Below are 19,116 nucleotides of genomic sequence, written 5' to 3'. Positions count from 1 at the left end.
ACAATAAGCATGACAGAAAATACCAAGAGAACCATCACCACAGCGGCAGGGCTAACTCTCCTTGTTGCCGGGTTTACCTACAGTGTCATGTCAGGAACAGTTAATATTGCATTTGACGACTTTGTAAGGGTGTTTTCAGGAGTTGAAACAGGCGGACTCTATCATGTTGTAATGAACATCCGTATCCCCAGAATAATAGTCGGCGGACTAGTGGGCATAAACCTTGCGCTTTCCGGTGCAATACTCCAGTCGATACTCAAAAACCCGCTGGCAGATCCGGGTATAATAGGCATTTCCTCCGGCGCAGGACTTTCTGCGATGTTTGTTATGATACTTTATCCGGCGGTAAGTCACCTCGTTCCCTTTGCGGCTTTTCTGGGGGCTATGGGCACAGCTGCATTAATATATATGCTTGCCTATGAAAACGGAGCACACCCGCTGAGGCTTATTCTCGCCGGAGTTGCCATTTCAGCCTTTCTTGGCGCTTTTATGACAGCGCTTATGGTGCTCCAGAGCGACAAGGTTCAGGGGACTCTGAGCTGGATGGCTGGCGCCTTAAATGGCAGAAGCTGGAACCATGTCCAAATGATACTCCCCTACTCTGTGATAGGCGTACTGGGAGCATTCGTATGCGGAAAATACCTGAATATACTGGCTCTGGGTGACGATGTGGCAAAAGGGCTGGGGATGAGCGTGGAGAAGTCGAAGCTCTTTATGGTCATACTAGCCACAATGCTTGCAGCCTCTGCTGTGAGTGTTGCGGGGATGCTCGGCTTTGTCGGGCTCATAATCCCCCACATAACAAGGCTTATGGTCGGCTCTGACAACAGGATACTCATACCGCTCAGCGCTGTATTCGGAGCTTTGACAGTTATAATCGCAGATACCGTGGCGAGAACTCTTTTCAGCCCCTATGAGCTGCCTGTGGGTGTAATAATGGCATTCGCCGGAGCTCCTTTCTTTCTGTATCTGCTGAATAGGAGGGTGCGGAAATGAAATACTTTTCATGTGAAAACCTGATATCCGGATATAATAAAAAACCGATAATTAAAAATATTTCAATCAGCTTCGGTCAATCAAATATAACTTCTGTCATCGGTCCGAACGGTTCGGGCAAATCAACCCTTTTAAAGACTATGGGTAGATTGATAAAACCTTTCAGCGGAAAAGTTTATATAAATGATAAAACGATAGACAGCTACTCCGCACAGGAGATAGCTTGCAACATGGGGATACTTCCTCAGGCACCGACAGCACCGATGGACACACCTGTTCACTGTCTGGTTTCCTATGGCAGAAACCCTCATAAAAAGCTGATGAGTAAGTTTGATAAAACAGACAGAGACACCGTCGACTGGGCTATTGAATCAACAGGGCTCAAAGATAAGCGGTTTAAAAGACTCGGGCAGCTTTCCGGTGGCGAACGCCAGAGGGCATGGATAGCTATGGCTCTTGCACAGCAGCCTAAAACACTGCTTCTGGATGAACCGACAACCTATCTGGACGTACATCACCAGTTTGAGGTGCTGGAGCTCCTCGAAAAGCTAAACAGAGAATGCGGTCTGACAGTAATTATGGTTCTGCACGATCTTAATCTCGCTTCCCGCTTCAGCCACAGGATAATCGCACTTAAAGATGGAACTGTGTGTAAAGACGGCACACCGCAGGAAGTAATGACCGAAGAAAATATTTCGGGCATCTTCAATGTCCGCTCAACAGTACTAGACGTCAACAATAACCGTGTTGCTGTCCCTATGGGTGTGGCATGATACTGCTGCGTGCTGACCACCTTAAAAAAACTTATAAAAAGATAAAGGCTGTGGACGGTGTCAGCTTTCATATTCACACAGGAGAGATTTTCGGTCTGCTGGGTGAAAACGGAGCAGGTAAAACAACAGTTATTAAGATGTTGTCAACATTAACCAAACCGGATAGCGGGTCGGCAAAAATGCTGGGTGTAAATATCTTTACAAACAACTTCTTTGCCAGAGAGCAGATAGCTATTGTCCCGCAGGAGATCAATCTTGACAATGAGCTGTGTGTTCAGGACAATTTATATATTTATGCCAAACTGCATAAAGTAGAAAACGCAAAAAAACGAGTGGCAGACGTACTGAGCCAGTTCGGGATTGCTGAAAAAGCAAAAGAACGCGTTTCTGACCTCTCCGGCGGGCAGAAGAGACGTGTAATGCTCACAAGAGTTATGCTGGGTGACCCTAAGCTTATATTCATGGATGAACCGACGATCGGGCTCGATCCGTCTATCAGAAAAGATATCTGGCAGATGATCAGACATATTAAAGAATCAGGTAAGTCAGTCCTGCTCACAACCCACTATACTGACGAAGCTGAGCAATTATGCGGACGTGTTGCGCTCATGCAGAAAGGCAAACTGGTTAAAACCGGCAGCCCGGCGAAACTGGTTGAACAGGCTGGCTCCCTTGCTGTTGACATGGCTTTAGGCAGGGCGCAAGTGACTAAAATGTTCCCGTCTGATGCAGAGCTGATTCAATATGTTAAAAAGCACAACATAAATGATTACAGCATCCACAAACCAAGGCTTGAGGATGTTCTTCTGGACATGAAGGAGGATTGCCCGTGACAACTGTTTTATCTGGTACTTATGCGGTTTTCTACAGAGAACTGCTGCTGCTGAAGAGCAAACTCTTTCGCTTCGGATATGTTTTCTACAGTCTCTTTTCCCCCGTGGTATATCTGGCAGCATTCGGTCTGGGGCTCGGCTCCAGGATTGATGTCGGCGGTATGGAATATACCACATTTCTTCTTCAGGGGATAATATGCATGAGCTCCATGAATAACTCATACAACCTTGTTATGACCTCTGTAAGTATCGGCAGGCTTCACTCTGGAAGTTTTCAGACTATCATAACATCACCTGTCAGCAGTTTATCTGTGATGGGCGGGCTTGTGCTTTCAGGAATTGTGCGTGGTTTCGTTGCTGTGATATTTATAATGGGGGCAGGGTTTCTAATGTTCGGAGCATTCCCTTTTACATGGATGTCTTTTATAGCACTCGTTCTTAACATGAGTTTTTTCGCCGGAGTGGGTGTCATAACCGGACTCTTAATAAAAGATCTGGAGTCAAACGCTCTGATAGTAAACTTCATCATCATGCCTATGGCTTTCTTTTCCGGCACATTTTACCCTGTGGATTATCTGCCAAAGGCTGTGCAATGGGTTGTTTACATCATGCCTCTGAGCCATACAAATATCCTGATGCGCGCAGAGTCCCTTTCGGGTAATGCGTTAACATCGTTTTTTGTACTTTGTGCACTGACTATCATAGCCTTTCTTATCGGCGGGAATATGCTGAAACGGTATTCCGAATAAGCGCCTATCAGGTTATACAAAAAAACTAATTCCTCAACATCAGCTGCCTTTGTGCTTTCTATGCTGCTGATTGGGCAAAATCCGGTCTTAAGCTTAAATTGATTTCTCTGAAAAAAGGGATATCCTTACATATCTTAAAGAGGTTTAAATATGAACTTGTCCATGACAGCAACATATGTCAGTGAAAAAATTCTGACAAAAAGGATTGATCTTGGTCAGAGAATGTCCTATCTGCCTTCAAGCTTTCTTGTAGGAAAAAACCAATGGGTCGTTGCGTTTCGCTTTGGAGTAGTGGTTACAATCGGACTGAACGAAACAGAGTTTCAGGGAGCTATGGATGTTATAGCGCCACATATGGAAACACCCGTTTCACCTAAAATTGATGAAACAATACAAATACAGCTTCATGCAGCCGAAGACAATATAACGGGCGACCACATCACACTCAAAGATCTCACATGGGAAAGAGTGCTTGTAATGTCTGACATCATGGCGAAAAGCGTGATGCTGGAAAGGTACGAAACAGCAATGTCCGGCGTATTTACAGAGATTGAACCTCTTGCCCGCAGATTGATGAAAGGATACAACGAAAAAATACGCTCAAAAGAGATAATCCACCGGATAGGAGCCACCCTGCTCATTCAGCAGATGCTTGTGGGGCGTGTGGAAGTAAGTGAGAAACCAGAGGTGCTATGGGACCACCCAGAACTGGAGAAATTCTATTTGAAACTGAAAGATGAATTTGAAATATCAGAAAGAAACTCTGCACTGCAAAAAAAACTTGAGCTCATATCTGTAACTGCGGAAACACAGCTTGAGCTTATCAACAAATCCCACTCTCTACGTGTTGAGTGGTATATTGTAATCCTTATTGTTGTGGAGATATTTCTTACGTTATACGAAATGTTTTTCAGAGCTCAATAACTGCTGGTGACAACTTGGTTTCTGCCGGAACTCTTAGCTTTATAAAGAGCCTGATCTGCCTTGCTGAGAAGGTCTTCAGGCTTATCCTGCATTAAAGGCGTGATACTTGCGATACCGCAACTAACGGTTACATATCCTATCGGTGACATTTTGTGAGGGATACAGGACTCCTCCACAGTAAAGCGTATGCTTTCAGCAACTTTTAATGCTCCGTCAAGACGGGTATCACAAAGAATAATAGCAAATTCCTCACCACCGTATCTTGCTATAGTATCTGTTGACCTGTTAACGGAATTAGTAAAGATGTCAGCAAGTTCAGCAAGGCAAGCATCACCTTCGAGATGTCCATAATAATCATTATAGTTCTTAAAGTAATCAATATCGATCAATATAATTGAGATAAGGGAACCTGTTCTTTTTGCCCTACTGAATTCTTTTTGCAGAGTTTCATTAAAAATCCTTCTGTTATAAAGCCCTGTGAGTACATCAATAGAGGCAAGCTCAACCAGCCTCTGATTAGCTTCTTCCAGCTCTTTTGTGCGTTCATCCACAAGCTTCTCTGTTTCAGCAAGAAATTCAGATTTTATCCGTTCAGATATTTCAAGCTGACTGAGAGTTGCTTTTTGTGCTTCTTCTTTATCTCTGCGCAACATATTAACTCTGTCCGCAAGAGCAAATGACAAAAGTACAGCATTAGCTGTAAAACCTATCTGCACAGAATACTCTGTAATAAAAACAGGTGGAAGAATCCCCAGAAGCTTCAGAAGCATAAGTCCAAGCCCTAACAGAAAGAGAGTCCATGCAAGCAGAAGAAACCTGGCAGGCTTATAGCCTTTAGAATATACAATGAGGGAAGTAAGAAAGACCATAATAATAAGTGATATACCCACTGTTGCAGCTGCAATGCTTGTAATCCTGTAGCCCATAATAAAAAAAGCCGGAAACAGCGCAACATAATAGCTGATATATAACTTCATTATGATGTTTAAAGTTTTGGAATACTCTTTCAGCTTCAGAAAAGATTTTGTAAAAACAGTAATAGATAAAAACAAAAGAATAGAGAAAAAGACAAGGCTGTTATTTGACCACCAAGGCAAATCGGACCAGAGAAACTGCGCAGCCATACCGCTGTAGCTTGCCTGTTCAACTGAATAAACAAGTATAATCAAGATACAAAACAAGAAGTCTTTGTCCCGTATCGAAAAATATAAGTAAGCGTTATAAAGCAGAAGAGCAAACATGACACCAAAGTATATCCCCATCCCTGTCTGCACCATGTTTACATGCTGGGTAAAACCGGCTCCTGTCCAAAGGAAAATCGGAAGATTTAGAGATCCACCTGACGACACTTTAATATAATATTCCTGATAAGGGAGCAGATCACGCCCGAGCATAAATACTGCGTTTTTGTACTCAACCTGCCTGTCTTTAAATCTGACTTTGTCCCCTCCGCGAAATTCCGCATAACTCCCCTTTCCATTAGGGATATATACCGTGATATAATCAAGAGGAGCATAAGGAATATCCAAAACCCAGCCTGACATTGATGCAGTATCCCCCATAACAGAAAAAGACAGCCAGTACGTGCTTTTGGAATATCCAAAATTCAAAGGCAGCTTAACAGACGAACGAAACTGATTTTCATTATTAAGCCTGATGGCATCTTTAAGGGTCAGTGTTGCAGTTTTATCTTCGTAATACTCCACAGACAGACCTATATTGACACTTACTTTTGAATCAGAAACCTTCACTGGATAGGCGCAGGAGACTTCAGCCCAAGCCGTTGCCCAAAAGAACATCACAACAATCAGGATACGTGTCGAAGGAGATTTAAGCATAATAATAACCAGATGATAATTTGTTTATAACTAGGGGCTGTTCACATTTAAATTAATGCCGATATATATTCCAATGAAATAATTGGAGTATTTTATGTATAGAGCTCAATTATCAGATGAACAATGGGAACGCATCAAAGATATGCTCCCCGGAAAAAAGAGCGACAGCGGAGTAACAGCTAAAGATAACCGTCTTTTTGTAGAAGCAGTCTTATGGATAGCCAGAACAGGTAGTCCTTGGCGTGACATGCACCCCTGCTTTGGCAAATGGCATAGTGTATACGTACGTTATGACAGATGGGCTAAAAAGGATGTTTGGCAGAAAGTATTTGCAGAGCTGTCTGGAGATGCAGACCTTGAGTACCTTATGGTAGACGGCAGTATTGTAAGGGTTCATCAACATGGTGCATCAAAAAAAACTGCCAAAACCAAGAATGCCAAGGGCGTTCCAGAGGCGGTCTGAGTACTAAGATTCATGCATCTGTGGATTCACATGGCAACCCTGTAAGGTTTATCCTTACGGGAGGACAGGAGTCGGAATACGCTCAGGCAGATAATCTCATCGCAGGATTTTCACCTGCTTATGTGATTGCTGACAGAGGGTACGATTCCAATGCTTTTGTGTCTTCAATAATACAGGCTGGTGCTGTTGCAGTTATCCCGCCTAAATGTAATAGATTAGAACAACGGAAATATGACAAGCATTTGTATAAAGAGCGCAATCTGGTTGAAAGGCTCTTTCAGCGAATGAAAGAATTCCGGCGAATTGCCACAAGATATGAAAAACTTGCAAGAAACTATGAGGCAATGGTAACATTGGTGGCTGTAATCATATGGTTAAAATAAATGTGAACAGCCCCTAATTAAATTATAATTTAGAAAGAAAACACGGGCAATCAAAATGTTAAAACATTAACTCAGCGTCTTCCAGCAGGACGTATTGTCCCCAGATAAATAGCAAAGATGGCAAGCCCTGCCCCCAATAAATCTGTATTGGCAATAACTTTATCAAAAAAGGCAACATCCCAGACATATGCCAGTGTCGGCTGGAGAAGCAGTACAAGTCCGCCAATAGTCAGCCTTGTCCTCGGCAGAGCAGCAGCAATCATCACCCATCCGACAGCCTGACTAAGCACTCCGTATGACACAAGGTATACTCCTGTCTCAACATCAGGTATTGCAAGGCTTTCACCAGAAATAAGGGCAGTGACCCCAAGGGCAACAGTTCCCACAAGGCAAACTATCAACATACTCATTCGTTTATCAACAGGCTCAGTAAGGCTGCCCGCAAGGCGTAAAGTAAACAGATAGCCGGAATATGCCATGGCAGTGAGCAGCCCGAAAAAAACACCCATACGGAAGGCATCATCTTTATCGCCCCAGCCCGTTCCCACAAGGAGATACAGCCCGATGACTGCCATCAAAATCGCAACTCCCAGCCTTTTAGAAAGCTTCTGCTTAAAGACAAGAATATCCAGACCGGCCATAAAAAAAACCTGAAAATTAGCCAGTAAAGTGGAAAGACCTGCACCAACATATAAAATGCTGATATGCCAGAAATAGATATCCAAATAGAAAAAAAGACCGCAGATGGTAATAACCATAAACCCTTTCAAACTGGTGCGCTGGAGCTTCCCACCGAAAAAGAAGAGTGCAGACAGCCCCAAAAGTCCGAAAAACATTCTGTAAAAACCGGATGTTGTGCCAGCTGTTGTTGACAACTTAACAAACACAGGGGAAAAACTGATAAGAAAAGCACCGATAAGCAAATGTAACACAACACCTTTAGCTGATTTTTCAGGCATATGCTTCTCCTTTCCATGAAAATATACACTTTAACCCTTTTATTTAAAAGGTGTATAATCCTCAAAAAACCTTTTTATCTATTTTTATTTATTTGCATGATAATAATAACTATAGCAAACGCCAATAAAACGCTACGTACCAAGCGTTTCCAGAGCAACATATCCTTGCACACAAAAGAGACCAATCTTATACACTTTAAAATGTTTTGACAATATGTTATATTATAACTCAAGTTTCGCATCTTGATATAGTGCGATAACTTGTTGTTATAGCTAGGATAACAATAGAAAAAGTCTCACATAGATGGTATATTGATTTTCCAATAACAATCTCAAGTTTCGCACCTTTGAAACATCAGATTCTGTATTGAAAGCCTTACCATTTCCTGTATTCCAGCCAATTTATTCATAAAAACTGTAAATGTTTCCTTTGCTCCATCAATTATTGATAATAATCGGTTTATGAATTTTTCCATAAACGCCAGAATATTCAGTTCTTCGACCTCATAACGCAGACCCTCATACAGACTGCCTTTGTGACGGAAATCACCATTTATCCGTTCCATATAGCTCAGGATGATAAACCTAACGAGCGATAGTGTTAGGAAGCAAATAGTAGCCTCAAAGGTTCTGGATTGATTTTTCCCAAAGAAAAGCTTGCTCTTGGCATCTTTAAACAACACTTCTACTGCCCAACGCTGACCATAGGTTTCAATTATTTTTGCCGATGTCAAAGATGTATCCGTAGACAGTAGAATAATAGGCTTCTTTGATTTACTTTTCTCAGATGGCTGACAGAAGACCAGCTTAACCAGAGTTGAACCGAAAAAAGCATTGATGGAAGATACAGACACCCGATCTTTGCCAATTGTTACTGTTGCCTTAATCAAATCTGGAACAACACATTCCCATAAGCGTTTGGTTGAGTATACCTTGCCATTTACAGCAACAGTCAATGTCGGTGTAGTTTTAAGCATGGCAATCACGTCATAGCCTATCTCATTATAAATTGACGACACCAGCCTCGGCATACAGTACCAGCTGTCAAACAGAACAGCCCCAGCATCCAGACCCTTCTGTTTCGCCCGTTTAAGCATTTCCTTTACCAGTGTTGGTTTGTCTTTTACTGCTTCCTGTCGACGATGCCACGCCAGCATCCGCTTATCCATTTCAATTTCTGTCGATTGTTTGAATACTTTTCTGCTGCTTCGCTGCAAAGCAAAATCTACAGGGACAAATGACGCACGATCACTCCAGCCAAGCACAACAGCACTGAAGCCTTTCACGCTTTTACCTTTGCTATGGTCAAACACCCATGATACTTCTTCTATCTTTTTGCCGGCTTTCTGAATTACTGTGTCATCAATTACAAGAACACGCTGCTGCCAGCTGCTGAATGATTTGAAATATCTGATCACATTAAGCGATATATCCATCATAAAACGCCGCCAATTGATACTTGTACGTGTACTTAAACGATAAAAAACATCTTTACCGCCTAAATCAAATAGACTGTTCCGGCAATGGGAAACAAAATGGTGAACGCTCTTACCGAGAAAAGTCAGAAAAACTAAAGCCACAAGAATCGAAAACGGCTCGACGCCCTGATTCTTTGAAATACCGCACCTATAGGCAATTGTACGCAGTTGCAAAGCCTTCATTACTCGGAATATCTCAAATTCTTTCCACAATGCCGCTTGTATTTCAGACTGCCATGATTTATTCTCAAGCATAGAAAAAGTCTCCTTGATGTAATTGTTATTGGAAAATCAATATACCATCTATGTGAGACTTTTTCTATTGTTATCCTAGCTATAACAACAAGTTATCGCACTATATCAAGATGCGAAACTTGAGTTATAATAAATAAATGCAGGTGATATAAGATGATAGTATCCGAAAACGTCTATCAAAATATTCTGGAACATCTGTCCGAAGGGATCTACTACGTTGACAAGGACAGGAACATAACTTACTGGAACAAAGCCGCAGAAAATATCACCGGCTACACTAAAAAAGAAGTTATGGGAAAGAGCTGTGCAACCAACCTCCTTCGACACATAGACGAAGAAGGGAATGAACTATGCACAGGAAACTGCCCCCTTCAGGATGCCGTTGATAAGGCAGAGACAAAAGAGAAAACTATCTACCTCCACCACAAGAACGGACATAGAGTCCATGTATATACGCGTGTTGCACCTATAGTCAACGATGAAGGAGAAATAATAGGCGCTGTTGAAATGTTCAGCGACTTGTCCAAAAATACTCATGGCGAACTTATCTGTGAACTGGAAAAGCTTAAAGAAGAAGTCTATACAGACACCCTCACATCTATCGGAAACAGAAAATATGCAGAGATAACCCTCACCCGCCGGATAAATGAATGGCTTGATGTCGGAATTCCGTTCAGCGTGTTTTTCTTAGACATTGACGATTTCAAAACAGTCAATGACACATACGGGCACGACACAGGCGATAAAGTATTGAAAATGGTAGGGAAATCACTAACAGGCACACTGCGCTCCATGGACGTCGCGTGCCGATGGGGGGGCGAAGAATTCGTCATTATAGCCCCTAACCTTACACCAGCCTCAACAAGAGCAGTTGCTGAAAGGCTAAGGATTTTCATAGAAAAAAGCTGGATACATGCCGGGGATAACAAAGAAATTTCCATAACAGTCTCCGTAGGGTGCACAGTATGTAAAGGAAATGACACCCCTGAGTCTGTCATCAAACGTGCAGACAGCGCAATGTATAAATCTAAGCAGAGCGGTAAGAACAGAGTATCTTTCGCCTGAGACTAAGAAACATTTTCAAAATTTATTTAAATAACTATTGCTTTTATAACGAAAATAACTATACACTTGTTTAGAACAAACGTTTAGGAGTTAACCGTGCAGGAACAAGATCCAAAAGAAAGGATATATTTAGCAGCTCTGAATCTTTTCGGTCAGAACGGCTTCAAAGGAACAACTATCAGAGACATCTGCAAAGAGGCAGACGTAAGCCTTGCTCTAGTAAATTATCACTTCAGAAACAAGAAGAATCTTTATAAAGAAATAATACAGAAAACAATAGGAGAAGCTTTTAACCAGAACCCTGTAACAATGTATGTTAATGAAGATATGGAACCGGAAGATAAACTCAGAAATATGATAAGACTCCTTTCACACAGACTTCTCGGAGAAAAAGGAGTTGGGAAAAACCCTTCTGCGGTTACACTTCTGGCTAAAGAGCTGATTGACCCTTCTGAAGCAATGGAAGACATTTACAACGAACACCTTGCAGCCATTATTGAGTTATTCATCAGTACATTAAAAGATATAATGGGGGACATCCCTCAAAAAGAGCTGGTGAGGTTTGCATCCAGCATAGTCGGTCAGATAACTCACCCTCTTATTGCAAAAAACTTCCTTAAGAGAAGCGGATTTGAAATTAAACATGAAAACAGTGAAATAGAACAGCATGCAAAACATATTTTCATATTTAGCATGAACGGCATAAAAGGATACAAAAGGGGAACAAAATGAAAAAAGTCCTGCTTACAATGGTTGTGCTGGCAGTTCTCGGAGTAGTCTTTTATAAAGCTGCCACAACTCAGCTCAGACAACCCGAAGACACCTACCTGTTCTCCGGAACAGCAGAAACAACAAGCGTGCGCCTATCATTCAAAACCTCAGGACGCATTGATAAAATATATTATGACGAAGGCGATGATATACCTCTGGATGCTGTTGTATCTACGCTGGATGACGTAGACGAAAGACTGGCAGTAACAGCTGCGGAAGCAGAGCTTGCCTACAGAAACGCCGAGCTTTCGGAAGTGCTTGCCGGAAGCAGAAAACAGGAAATACGAAATGCAAAAGCTGCACTTGACAAAGCACAGGCAGCAGTAAAAAGCGCATCAGCAGAACTCTCGCAGGCACAGTCAGATGAAGAACGTTTCAGAGCCTTATTTGCCGAAAACGGTGTCAGCAAAAGAACATACGAACTTTACAAAACAGCATACGAAAAAGCGAAGCATACTTATGAAGAAGCTAAGGCTGCTGAAAGACAAACCGAAGAAAGCCTCAGCCTTGCTATAGAAGGGGCAAGAAATGAAGCTATCACTAAAGCTAAAGCAGTTGTCTCAATATCTGAACAGGCTCTCATGCAAGCTAAACAAAAGCTTGAATACACCACACTCAAGTCGCCTATATCAGGCACAGTGCTTACCAAAGTCGCAGAAGAGGGAGAATTTATACAAACAGGTTCAGTAATCCTCACAGTATCCGACCTTTCAGACATGTGGATCAGAGGCTACGTCAGTGAACCATATCTTGGAAAAATAAAACTCGGTCAAAAAGTTGAAATAGTCTCAGACTCACACCCTAATAAAACGTACACAGGTGAAATAACATATATCTCGTCCGAAGCTGAGTTTACTCCTAAAACAGTACAGACATATGATGAACGTATTAATTTTATGTACAGAATTAAAGTTACAGTTGACAACTCTGCCCGCGAACTTAAACAGGGAATGCCTGTAGAAGGCAAAATTATATTGGCAGCAAAATGAACATAAACGCCCACGCGGTGAAAGCACAATCACTTACTAAGAACTTTGCGGGACTGAAAGCTGTCAACAATGTCAGCATAAATGTCCCTGAAGGCGAAATTTTCGGTCTCATAGGTCCGGACGGAGCAGGTAAAACCACGCTTCTACGAATGCTTGCGGGCATCATGACACCAGACAGCGGCGAAGGCTTTATATGCGGGCACTCGACTATCAGGGAACAGACTGAGATTAAAAACAAACTCGCATACATGAGTCAGAAATTCGGTTTATATCAGGATCTTACAGTATATGAAAATATAAAATTATACGCAGATCTTTACGGAGTCAAACACAGCGGACTGGACAAGCACATAGACAATCTTCTTGACTTCAGTTATATGCGCCCGTTCAAAGACCGCAGAGCAGGCAAACTTTCCGGCGGGATGAAACAGAAATTACAGCTTATATGTGCACTTGTTCATAAACCTAAAGTACTCCTTCTGGATGAACCTACAAATGGTGTTGACCCTGTCAGCAGAAGAGACTTCTGGCGCATATTATATGACCTCTCTGCCGACGGTGTTACTATAATAGTATCAACCGCATATCTTGACGAAGCAGAAAGATGCTCTGAAGTTGCGCTTATGAATAATGGTGCGATATATGCTGAAGGCTCTCCGCAGGATGTTATAAAAGATAGCAATATAAACATCTTATCCATAAAAACTCACACCCCTAAAACTGATATAGCAGAAATACGTACAATACTTCCTGAAAATGATGTGCATATCTTTGGCGACAGCATACGTGTAAATGCTTTAGATAGAGAAAAAACAGCCAGCCTACTTAAAAATAAGTGTGATTTCATAAAAAGCATCACAAATGAACGCCCGAACCTGGAAGATATTTTCATGTCGGTTCAGAAGTATGAAGACAATACAGCACACCTCCTAACCCTCGCCAGTGAAGGGATAAAGAAAAAAACAGGAAGCTCTGTAAGCACTAACTCAATAACAAAAAGATTCGGCAGTTTTACGGCAGTAAACTCAGTAAGCATAGATGTTAAGTACGGCGAAATATACGGTTTCCTTGGTCCTAACGGTGCTGGTAAAAGCACTACTATCAAAATGCTTTGCGGACTGCTCATCCCCACAGAGGGAGAAGGCTCGGTTGCAGGATGCAACATAAATACGGAAACAGAAAAAATCAAAACAAACATCGGATACATGAGCCAGAAATTCTCATTATACGAAGACCTTAAAATTTATGAAAATATAGATTTTTACGGCGGCATATACGGGCTTTCCGGTAAACAGCTTACCAAAAGGCGGGAATGGGCTCTGGAGCTCTCCGGACTAACAGAAAGAAAACGCGAATTAACTGCAAACCTTACCGGCGGTTGGCGTCAGAGACTTGCGCTTGCATGTGCTATACTTCACTCACCATCAATAGTTTTTCTGGACGAACCGACAAGCGGAGCAGACCCTGCCAGCAGAAGGCTTTTCTGGGATATCATAGGCAGCCTCGCCTCCAGCGGTGTTACAGTTTTCGTCAGCACTCACTACATGGAAGAAGCTGAATACTGTGACAGACTGGCTCTGATTTTCAGAGGTAACATGATCGCCGAAGGTACACCGGAGAAACTCAAAACTGAATATATGCAAGACAGTATTATTAATGTCAAAGTTGAAAAACCACAGTTATACATCAAAGAAATTTCTAAACTACCCGGTGTAAACAACACTGCTCTCTTTGGTGCCAGACTTCACGTAAGGACAAGCTCACCTGAAATTGCCGGCAGCAATATAAAAAACTATTTCCACAACAATAACCTCCCTTTCGAATCAAACAAGATCCCCCCTTCAATGGAAGATGTGTTTGTCTCGTTAATAGATTCTGCGGAGGGCACAGATGAATAGCTCATTGAGCTTCCGTAGATTAAACGCAATTGTTGTTAAAGAGTTCATTCATATATTAAGAGACTGGAGAAGTCTTGGTCTTGCCATAGCTATTCCTGTTCTGCTGCTTATCCTTTTCGGTTACGCACTGAATATGGATCTCAAAAATGTCCCCATTGGTGTCTATGACATATCTATGTCAAAAGAAAGCAGTGACCTATTATCACTTTTTGATGGTTCGCAGTATTTTGAAATCAAATCCTATTATCAGAACACTAACGATCTTGAAAACGACCTTAAAAAGAAAATTATCAAAGCAGGGGTTATTATCGACCAGCATTTCGGTAAAAGCATTTATACCAGCGCACCTGTTCACATAAACATAGTTATAGACGGAGCAGATGCAAATACCGGACGTCTGATACTGAATTATTCACAAGCATTAGCAAGTATCTACAATACACAAATAATCGCCGACTCAGCCAGTTTATCAGGCAGCATTACAGCATCTCCCAGATCTTGGTACAATCAAGGGCTGGACAGCACATATAACCTTGTACCAGGGATAACAGCTATTGTAATGGTTGTCATCGCATCTATGCTGGCGAGTGTTACAGTTGCCAAAGAGTGGGAGATGGGAACCATAGAACAACTTATCAGCACCCCCGTCACAAGACTTGAAATAACACTGGGGAAAGCAATTCCGCTTTACGCAGTAGGACTTGCAGATGTCATAATAGCGACTGTTTTAGGAATGGTCATTTTCGACGTCCCACTCAGAGGACAGCCGGCACTTGTTATCCTTGTAGCTTCCGTCTTCCTCATTGGGGTGCTCTTTTACGGCTTACTGCTCAGCATCACACTAAAAAGTCAGGTACTGGCAAATCAGATTGCTTTACTTTCAGGTTTTCTGCCGACACTTGTTCTCAGCGGATTTATATTCACAATAGCCAATATGCCTTTACCTGTTCAGATACTCACACATTTTTTCCCGGCAAGATATTTTATCTCCATGCTAAAGAGCATTTACCTGAAAGGTGTGGGGCTGGAAATGATGCTTTTAAACTTCACTTTCCTAACAATATACGCTGCGCTGATGGTCTTCTTGTCAGTCAGAAAATTAAAACTGAGGCTCGATTGATATGCTTTTAAAATTACGGGCAATGCTCATTAAAGAACTTAAACAAATGCTTCGCGACCCTAAAATGCGTATGGTTGTTCTCGGTGTGCCAATGGTACAGATGTTCGTCATGTCGTTCGCTCTTACTCTCGATGTCAAGAATATTGATATTGGTGTACTAGACATGGATAAAAGCAAAACAACAACTGAGCTCGTAAGCAAGCTGGGCTCATCAGACTACTTCAAGATAACACGATATACCAATAGCTTCAAAGACATACACGACATGCTTGACAAAGGAGAGATCAGGGGAGCTGTAATATTTCAGACAGACACTGAAAAGAAGCTATTAAGCAATCAGAAAGCAGATATCCAAATTATAGCTGACGGAACCATGAGTAACGACGCCGGCATAATATTCAGTTATATGAACACGCTCCTGAATGAATATAACATTGAACGCCTATACCGTCTCACCGGGTCTGACAATATGCCTGTGGTATTTAATAACAGAAACCTATTCAACCAGAATCTGGACAGCAGTCTTTACTATGTTCCCGGTTTAATCGTCATGATGATAATGATTACCAGCATACTCCTTACAAGCATAGCAATAGTAAGGGAAAAAGAAATTGGCACCATCGAGCAGGTTATGGTTACACCAATAGGTAGACTTGAATTTATAATAGGTAAAACTGTTCCTTTTTTTATTACTGGCTACGCAACAACTGCTCTAATGTTTGTAATTGCATTTATGGTTTTTGATGTTGTAATAAAAGGCAGCCTTATACTGCTAGGGTTGATTGTAGGGTTGAACATACTTGCATATCTGGGACTTGCATTACTTATAAGTGCCTCAGCCTATACTCAGCAACAAGCACTGCTGACAGCATTTTTTATTATGATGCCGTGTGCACTGCTCAGCGGTTTTCTGTTCCCCATTGACAACATGCCGATAATAATACAATACCTGACTGTGCTGGATCCTATGAGATGGGGATTCGAATCAATTATAGGAGTTGTATCTAAAGGAGCGGGAGTTTATGAGCTTTACCAGCCTCTTTTGTGGCAGGCGGGTCATGCCGTTTTTTTCATAGTTCTTGCATCTATACGTTTTAAGAAAACTCTGGAGTAAACGGACCGCTTTTCAGCGGCCCACATTTTAAAGTATTTTAACGTAAACAACCATACCGTCGCCGTCAAAGTAAAAGTTTTCCAGCTTTGCTTCGGCTATATATCCACACTTCCTGTAGAAATCGTTAGTGGGCTGATATTGAGGGCGCATAGAGGTTTCCAGATAAACTCTCTTACCACCTTTTGAAACTATCGTTTTTTCAACTTCTTTAATAAGAGAAGTTCCGACGCCGCCTCTCCTCAATCTGTTATCTACTGCCAGCCAGTATATCCTGTATCTTTCGTCAGTACAGGGTATGAGACCGTAACAAGCGAATCCAGCCTTTCGCCCGTCGATAGTGCAAAAGATAAATGAATACCCGCTCATTAGTTCACCTTTCTGGATTGCCTCTCTGGCAACCTCATCCACTAGCATCGTCTCGTCTTTGCTGAAGAAACCGCTACTGCCAGCTATTTCGTAGACATCAACAAGATCCTCTTCAGTTATCCCGTGTTTAAAAACCGGGACATTGTTCTCAGTCATTATTTTCGCCTCATTGCCGCAAGGATAATCAATTCTATCATTTGGTTATGGCTGTACCCTGCTTCAGTACAGGCAGCAAAAAAACCTGCATCTTTTGCTAAGGTAGGGTTGGCATTTACTTCAAGCACATAAGGCTCTCCAAGCGCATCAACCCTTATGTCTACTCTGGCATAACCAGATAAATTAAATTTATCCCAGCATTTCAGTGTTATCTTCTCGATCTTCTCTTCCAGTCTGCTCCCTTTGCTTACAGTGCCAAATGTACGTACAGTGCCGGATGCTTCTTCCGAATTTTCATCCCATTTTGCTTTTTCGCAGACTATCTTTCTTTTGCCATCATAGCCCTCAAAAACTATTTCTGCAAGGGGGAGCAGAACGGGTTCACCTTTAACTTCAATGACTGAAATGTTAAATTCTCTACCGTCTATGTATCTTTCAGCAAAAAATATTTCCGGATTGTCAGGATGCATACCAGCTACCTTGCTGTCTGCATCGTCAACATCAATCATCGACACAATGCTTTCACCGCTTATTTTGAACGATCCATGTTCATAAAGCGGCTTTACTATATACTCTCCTTTATGGAAAAAAGTATCAGGTTCATTATACTTATGCCACATAGGCGTCAGGATATCACAATCTGCCATAACTCTTTTCATTACAACTTTATCGCTCAAAACCTGAAGACTTTTATAAGGTGAACCAGTATAGGGGTAATAGCTGTTATGAAAGAACATAGCAGCCCTGTACATATCCCTGTCTGTACCATTTACAGATTCAACAAGGTTAAAAACCGCATCGGGTCTGTCTTTATGTGCAGATAATTTTTTAAGGGCATTTTTATAACCTGTAACGTATGGCTTTGCACCAAGCGATATCAGAGCACTTTTAATTTCTTCAGCCTGATCAAGCACCTCCTTGTCGGCTGAACTACTGTTCATATCAACATCTGTATGAGCTATATGTACTTTCATATTCTCTATTTTCATATCGCTTTACTCTCCTGTATATGCTCAACTCTGGCCTTCGCCTTTGCTGCAATGCTGCATATTAGCTGTCTGTAGGACATGCCGGCCTTAGTCCATATCATAGGCAAATCTGAATGTGTCGGATGCAGCCCCGGCAGAGGGTTAAGCTCTATAACATTTGCTATTCCGTCACCGTCAAGCCTGACGTCAACACGCCCTGCGTCTCTGCACCCCAGTGCTCTGTATGCTCTAAGGGCAACATCTGCACACCTGTCTGCTGTATCACCGTAAACAAGACTATAGTCCAGAAGAGATTCACAATTCTCTTTGTTCTCATAGGAATAAACGAATATTCCTTCTTTGTTTCTCGGCAATATTTCCATAACACCAACGCTCACAGCTTCACTGCCGGATCCTATTATCCCCACTGTAAACTCACGTCCTTCGAGCAGTTTTTCAACAAGCACAGGCTGACTGTATCTTACAAGAAGCTCAGTACAAACTCTTTTCAGGTCTGCGCTGTTCCAGACTATCGACCTGTCGCTAATCCCTTTGCCTGTGCCTTCCGCTGCGGGCTTTGCAAACAACGGAAAACCAAGGTTTATACTATCGATATCGCCTAGATTATTAACCACAGCGAAGTCAGCAGTGGCAACCCCGCACCCTTTCAGGATATGCTTTGCCATCCCCTTATGCAGGGTAAGGCTGATCGCAAGCGGATCCGAAAAGGTATAGTTGATACCGTAAGCATCCAGAACACATGGTACGAGAGACTCCCGCCCCATGCCGTAAAGCCCCTCTGCAATGTTAAACACAAGATCCCAGCTCTTCTGCGCTGCGAGCTTCTTATGAAGAGCAAAATAGTTCCCTATACGCTCAACACTGTGCCCGCATTCGCAGAGAGCTGTCTCTATAGCTGATATCGTTTCCTCACTGTCAAACTCTGCTGTATCCTCCTCACTGAATCCCATTTTAAGGTAGTCGCTGCGGAGGTCATAAACGAGACCAATATTCATAG

The 19,116-nt window shown here is 42.2% G+C and carries 18 protein-coding genes; 12 read left to right on the top strand and 6 right to left on the bottom strand.

Translation table 11 applies throughout. The features are described from left to right. Positions 1 to 9 precede the first annotated feature (9 nt). From DACET_RS04130 to DACET_RS04110, 5 genes are all read left to right on the top strand, one after another. Positions 10 to 996 (top strand): FecCD family ABC transporter permease, encoded by a 987-nt coding sequence (locus DACET_RS04130; protein WP_013010131.1) that lies wholly within the window; start codon positions 10 to 12, stop codon positions 994 to 996. After that, complete coding sequence (locus tag DACET_RS04125) at positions 993 to 1,769, top strand: ABC transporter ATP-binding protein (protein ID WP_013010130.1); 777 nt, start codon at positions 993 to 995, stop codon at positions 1,767 to 1,769. The genes DACET_RS04130 and DACET_RS04125 overlap by 4 nt, the downstream gene beginning before the upstream one ends. Further along, entirely contained in the window at positions 1,766 to 2,602 is an 837-nt protein-coding gene (locus tag DACET_RS04120; RefSeq protein ID WP_013010129.1) for an ABC transporter ATP-binding protein, read from the top strand. Before DACET_RS04125 ends, DACET_RS04120 begins: the two co-directional genes overlap by 4 nt. Beyond that, entirely contained in the window at positions 2,599 to 3,351 is a 753-nt protein-coding gene (locus DACET_RS04115; RefSeq protein ID WP_013010128.1) for an ABC transporter permease, read from the top strand. The genes DACET_RS04120 and DACET_RS04115 overlap by 4 nt, the downstream gene beginning before the upstream one ends. A 150-nt stretch (positions 3,352 to 3,501) precedes the next feature. Continuing rightward, positions 3,502 to 4,275, top strand: a complete 774-nt coding sequence (locus DACET_RS04110; protein WP_013010127.1) for an RMD1 family protein — start codon at positions 3,502 to 3,504, stop codon at positions 4,273 to 4,275. Here DACET_RS04110 and DACET_RS04105 read toward each other — a convergent pair. Continuing rightward, positions 4,269 to 6,113 (bottom strand): sensor domain-containing diguanylate cyclase, encoded by a 1,845-nt coding sequence (locus DACET_RS04105; protein WP_013010126.1) that lies wholly within the window; start codon positions 6,111 to 6,113, stop codon positions 4,269 to 4,271. The genes DACET_RS04110 and DACET_RS04105 overlap by 7 nt on opposite strands. A gap of 94 nt (positions 6,114 to 6,207) precedes the next feature. On the opposite strand from DACET_RS04105, the gene DACET_RS15945 reads away from it, so the two are divergent. Next, a protein-coding gene (locus tag DACET_RS15945) for an IS5 family transposase (protein ID WP_211204088.1) occupies positions 6,208 to 6,959 on the top strand; the annotation gives its coding sequence in 2 pieces (ribosomal slippage) (positions 6,208 to 6,523 and positions 6,523 to 6,959; 753 coding nt in all). Positions 6,960 to 7,030: 71 nt separating this feature from the next. Here the strand turns inward: DACET_RS15945 and DACET_RS04090 are convergent. Beyond that, the gene (locus DACET_RS04090) at positions 7,031 to 7,918 is read right to left on the bottom strand and encodes a DMT family transporter (protein ID WP_013010125.1); all 888 of its coding nucleotides are present in this window, start codon (positions 7,916 to 7,918) and stop codon (positions 7,031 to 7,033) included. Between the two features lie 332 nt (positions 7,919 to 8,250). Next, positions 8,251 to 9,651, bottom strand: a complete 1,401-nt coding sequence (locus DACET_RS04085; protein ID WP_013010124.1) for an IS4 family transposase — start codon at positions 9,649 to 9,651, stop codon at positions 8,251 to 8,253. Positions 9,652 to 9,804: 153 nt separating this feature from the next. On the opposite strand from DACET_RS04085, the gene DACET_RS04080 reads away from it, so the two are divergent. The 6 genes from DACET_RS04080 to DACET_RS04055 all read left to right on the top strand — a co-directional run bounded on the left by DACET_RS04080 (position 9,805) and on the right by DACET_RS04055 (position 16,608). Next, positions 9,805 to 10,716: a diguanylate cyclase gene (locus tag DACET_RS04080; RefSeq protein WP_013010123.1), complete on the top strand. Its 912-nt coding sequence runs from the start codon at positions 9,805 to 9,807 to the stop codon at positions 10,714 to 10,716. 96 nt (positions 10,717 to 10,812) lie between these two features. After that, positions 10,813 to 11,448 (top strand): TetR/AcrR family transcriptional regulator, encoded by a 636-nt coding sequence (locus DACET_RS04075; RefSeq protein ID WP_013010122.1) that lies wholly within the window; start codon positions 10,813 to 10,815, stop codon positions 11,446 to 11,448. Then, entirely contained in the window at positions 11,445 to 12,476 is a 1,032-nt protein-coding gene (locus tag DACET_RS04070) for an HlyD family secretion protein (protein ID WP_013010121.1), read from the top strand. The genes DACET_RS04075 and DACET_RS04070 overlap by 4 nt, the downstream gene beginning before the upstream one ends. Continuing rightward, positions 12,473 to 14,374 carry an ATP-binding cassette domain-containing protein gene (locus DACET_RS04065; RefSeq protein ID WP_013010120.1) on the top strand — a complete coding sequence of 634 codons (1,902 nt, stop codon included), beginning with the start codon at positions 12,473 to 12,475 and terminating at the stop codon, positions 14,372 to 14,374. Before DACET_RS04070 ends, DACET_RS04065 begins: the two co-directional genes overlap by 4 nt. Beyond that, a complete protein-coding gene (locus DACET_RS04060; protein ID WP_013010119.1) occupies positions 14,367 to 15,494 on the top strand; it encodes an ABC transporter permease in 1,128 nt (375 codons plus the stop codon). The genes DACET_RS04065 and DACET_RS04060 overlap by 8 nt, the downstream gene beginning before the upstream one ends. Before the next feature lies 1 nt (position 15,495). Next, positions 15,496 to 16,608, top strand: a complete 1,113-nt coding sequence (locus DACET_RS04055; RefSeq protein WP_013010118.1) for an ABC transporter permease — start codon at positions 15,496 to 15,498, stop codon at positions 16,606 to 16,608. 27 nt (positions 16,609 to 16,635) lie between these two features. Here DACET_RS04055 and DACET_RS04050 read toward each other — a convergent pair whose 3' ends face one another. The 3 genes from DACET_RS04050 to DACET_RS04040 are packed head-to-tail and all read right to left on the bottom strand — an operon-like array spanning position 16,636 to position 19,114. After that, complete coding sequence (locus tag DACET_RS04050) at positions 16,636 to 17,130, bottom strand: GNAT family N-acetyltransferase (protein WP_013010117.1); 495 nt, start codon at positions 17,128 to 17,130, stop codon at positions 16,636 to 16,638. Next, positions 17,130 to 18,119, bottom strand: coding sequence for a D-alanine--D-alanine ligase family protein (locus DACET_RS04045; RefSeq protein ID WP_013010116.1), 990 nt, complete (start codon positions 18,117 to 18,119; stop codon positions 17,130 to 17,132). Before DACET_RS04045 ends, DACET_RS04050 begins: the two co-directional genes overlap by 1 nt. Continuing rightward, complete coding sequence (locus tag DACET_RS04040; protein ID WP_041230125.1) at positions 18,116 to 19,114, bottom strand: D-alanine--D-alanine ligase family protein; 999 nt, start codon at positions 19,112 to 19,114, stop codon at positions 18,116 to 18,118. Before DACET_RS04040 ends, DACET_RS04045 begins: the two co-directional genes overlap by 4 nt. Between the last annotated feature and the right edge of the window lie 2 nt (positions 19,115 to 19,116).

Origin of the sequence: Denitrovibrio acetiphilus DSM 12809 (assembly GCF_000025725.1) — a bacterium.
Taxonomy (GTDB): domain Bacteria; phylum Chrysiogenota; class Deferribacteres; order Deferribacterales; family Geovibrionaceae; genus Denitrovibrio; species Denitrovibrio acetiphilus.
This window is presented reverse-complemented; position numbering and strand designations above follow the sequence as displayed.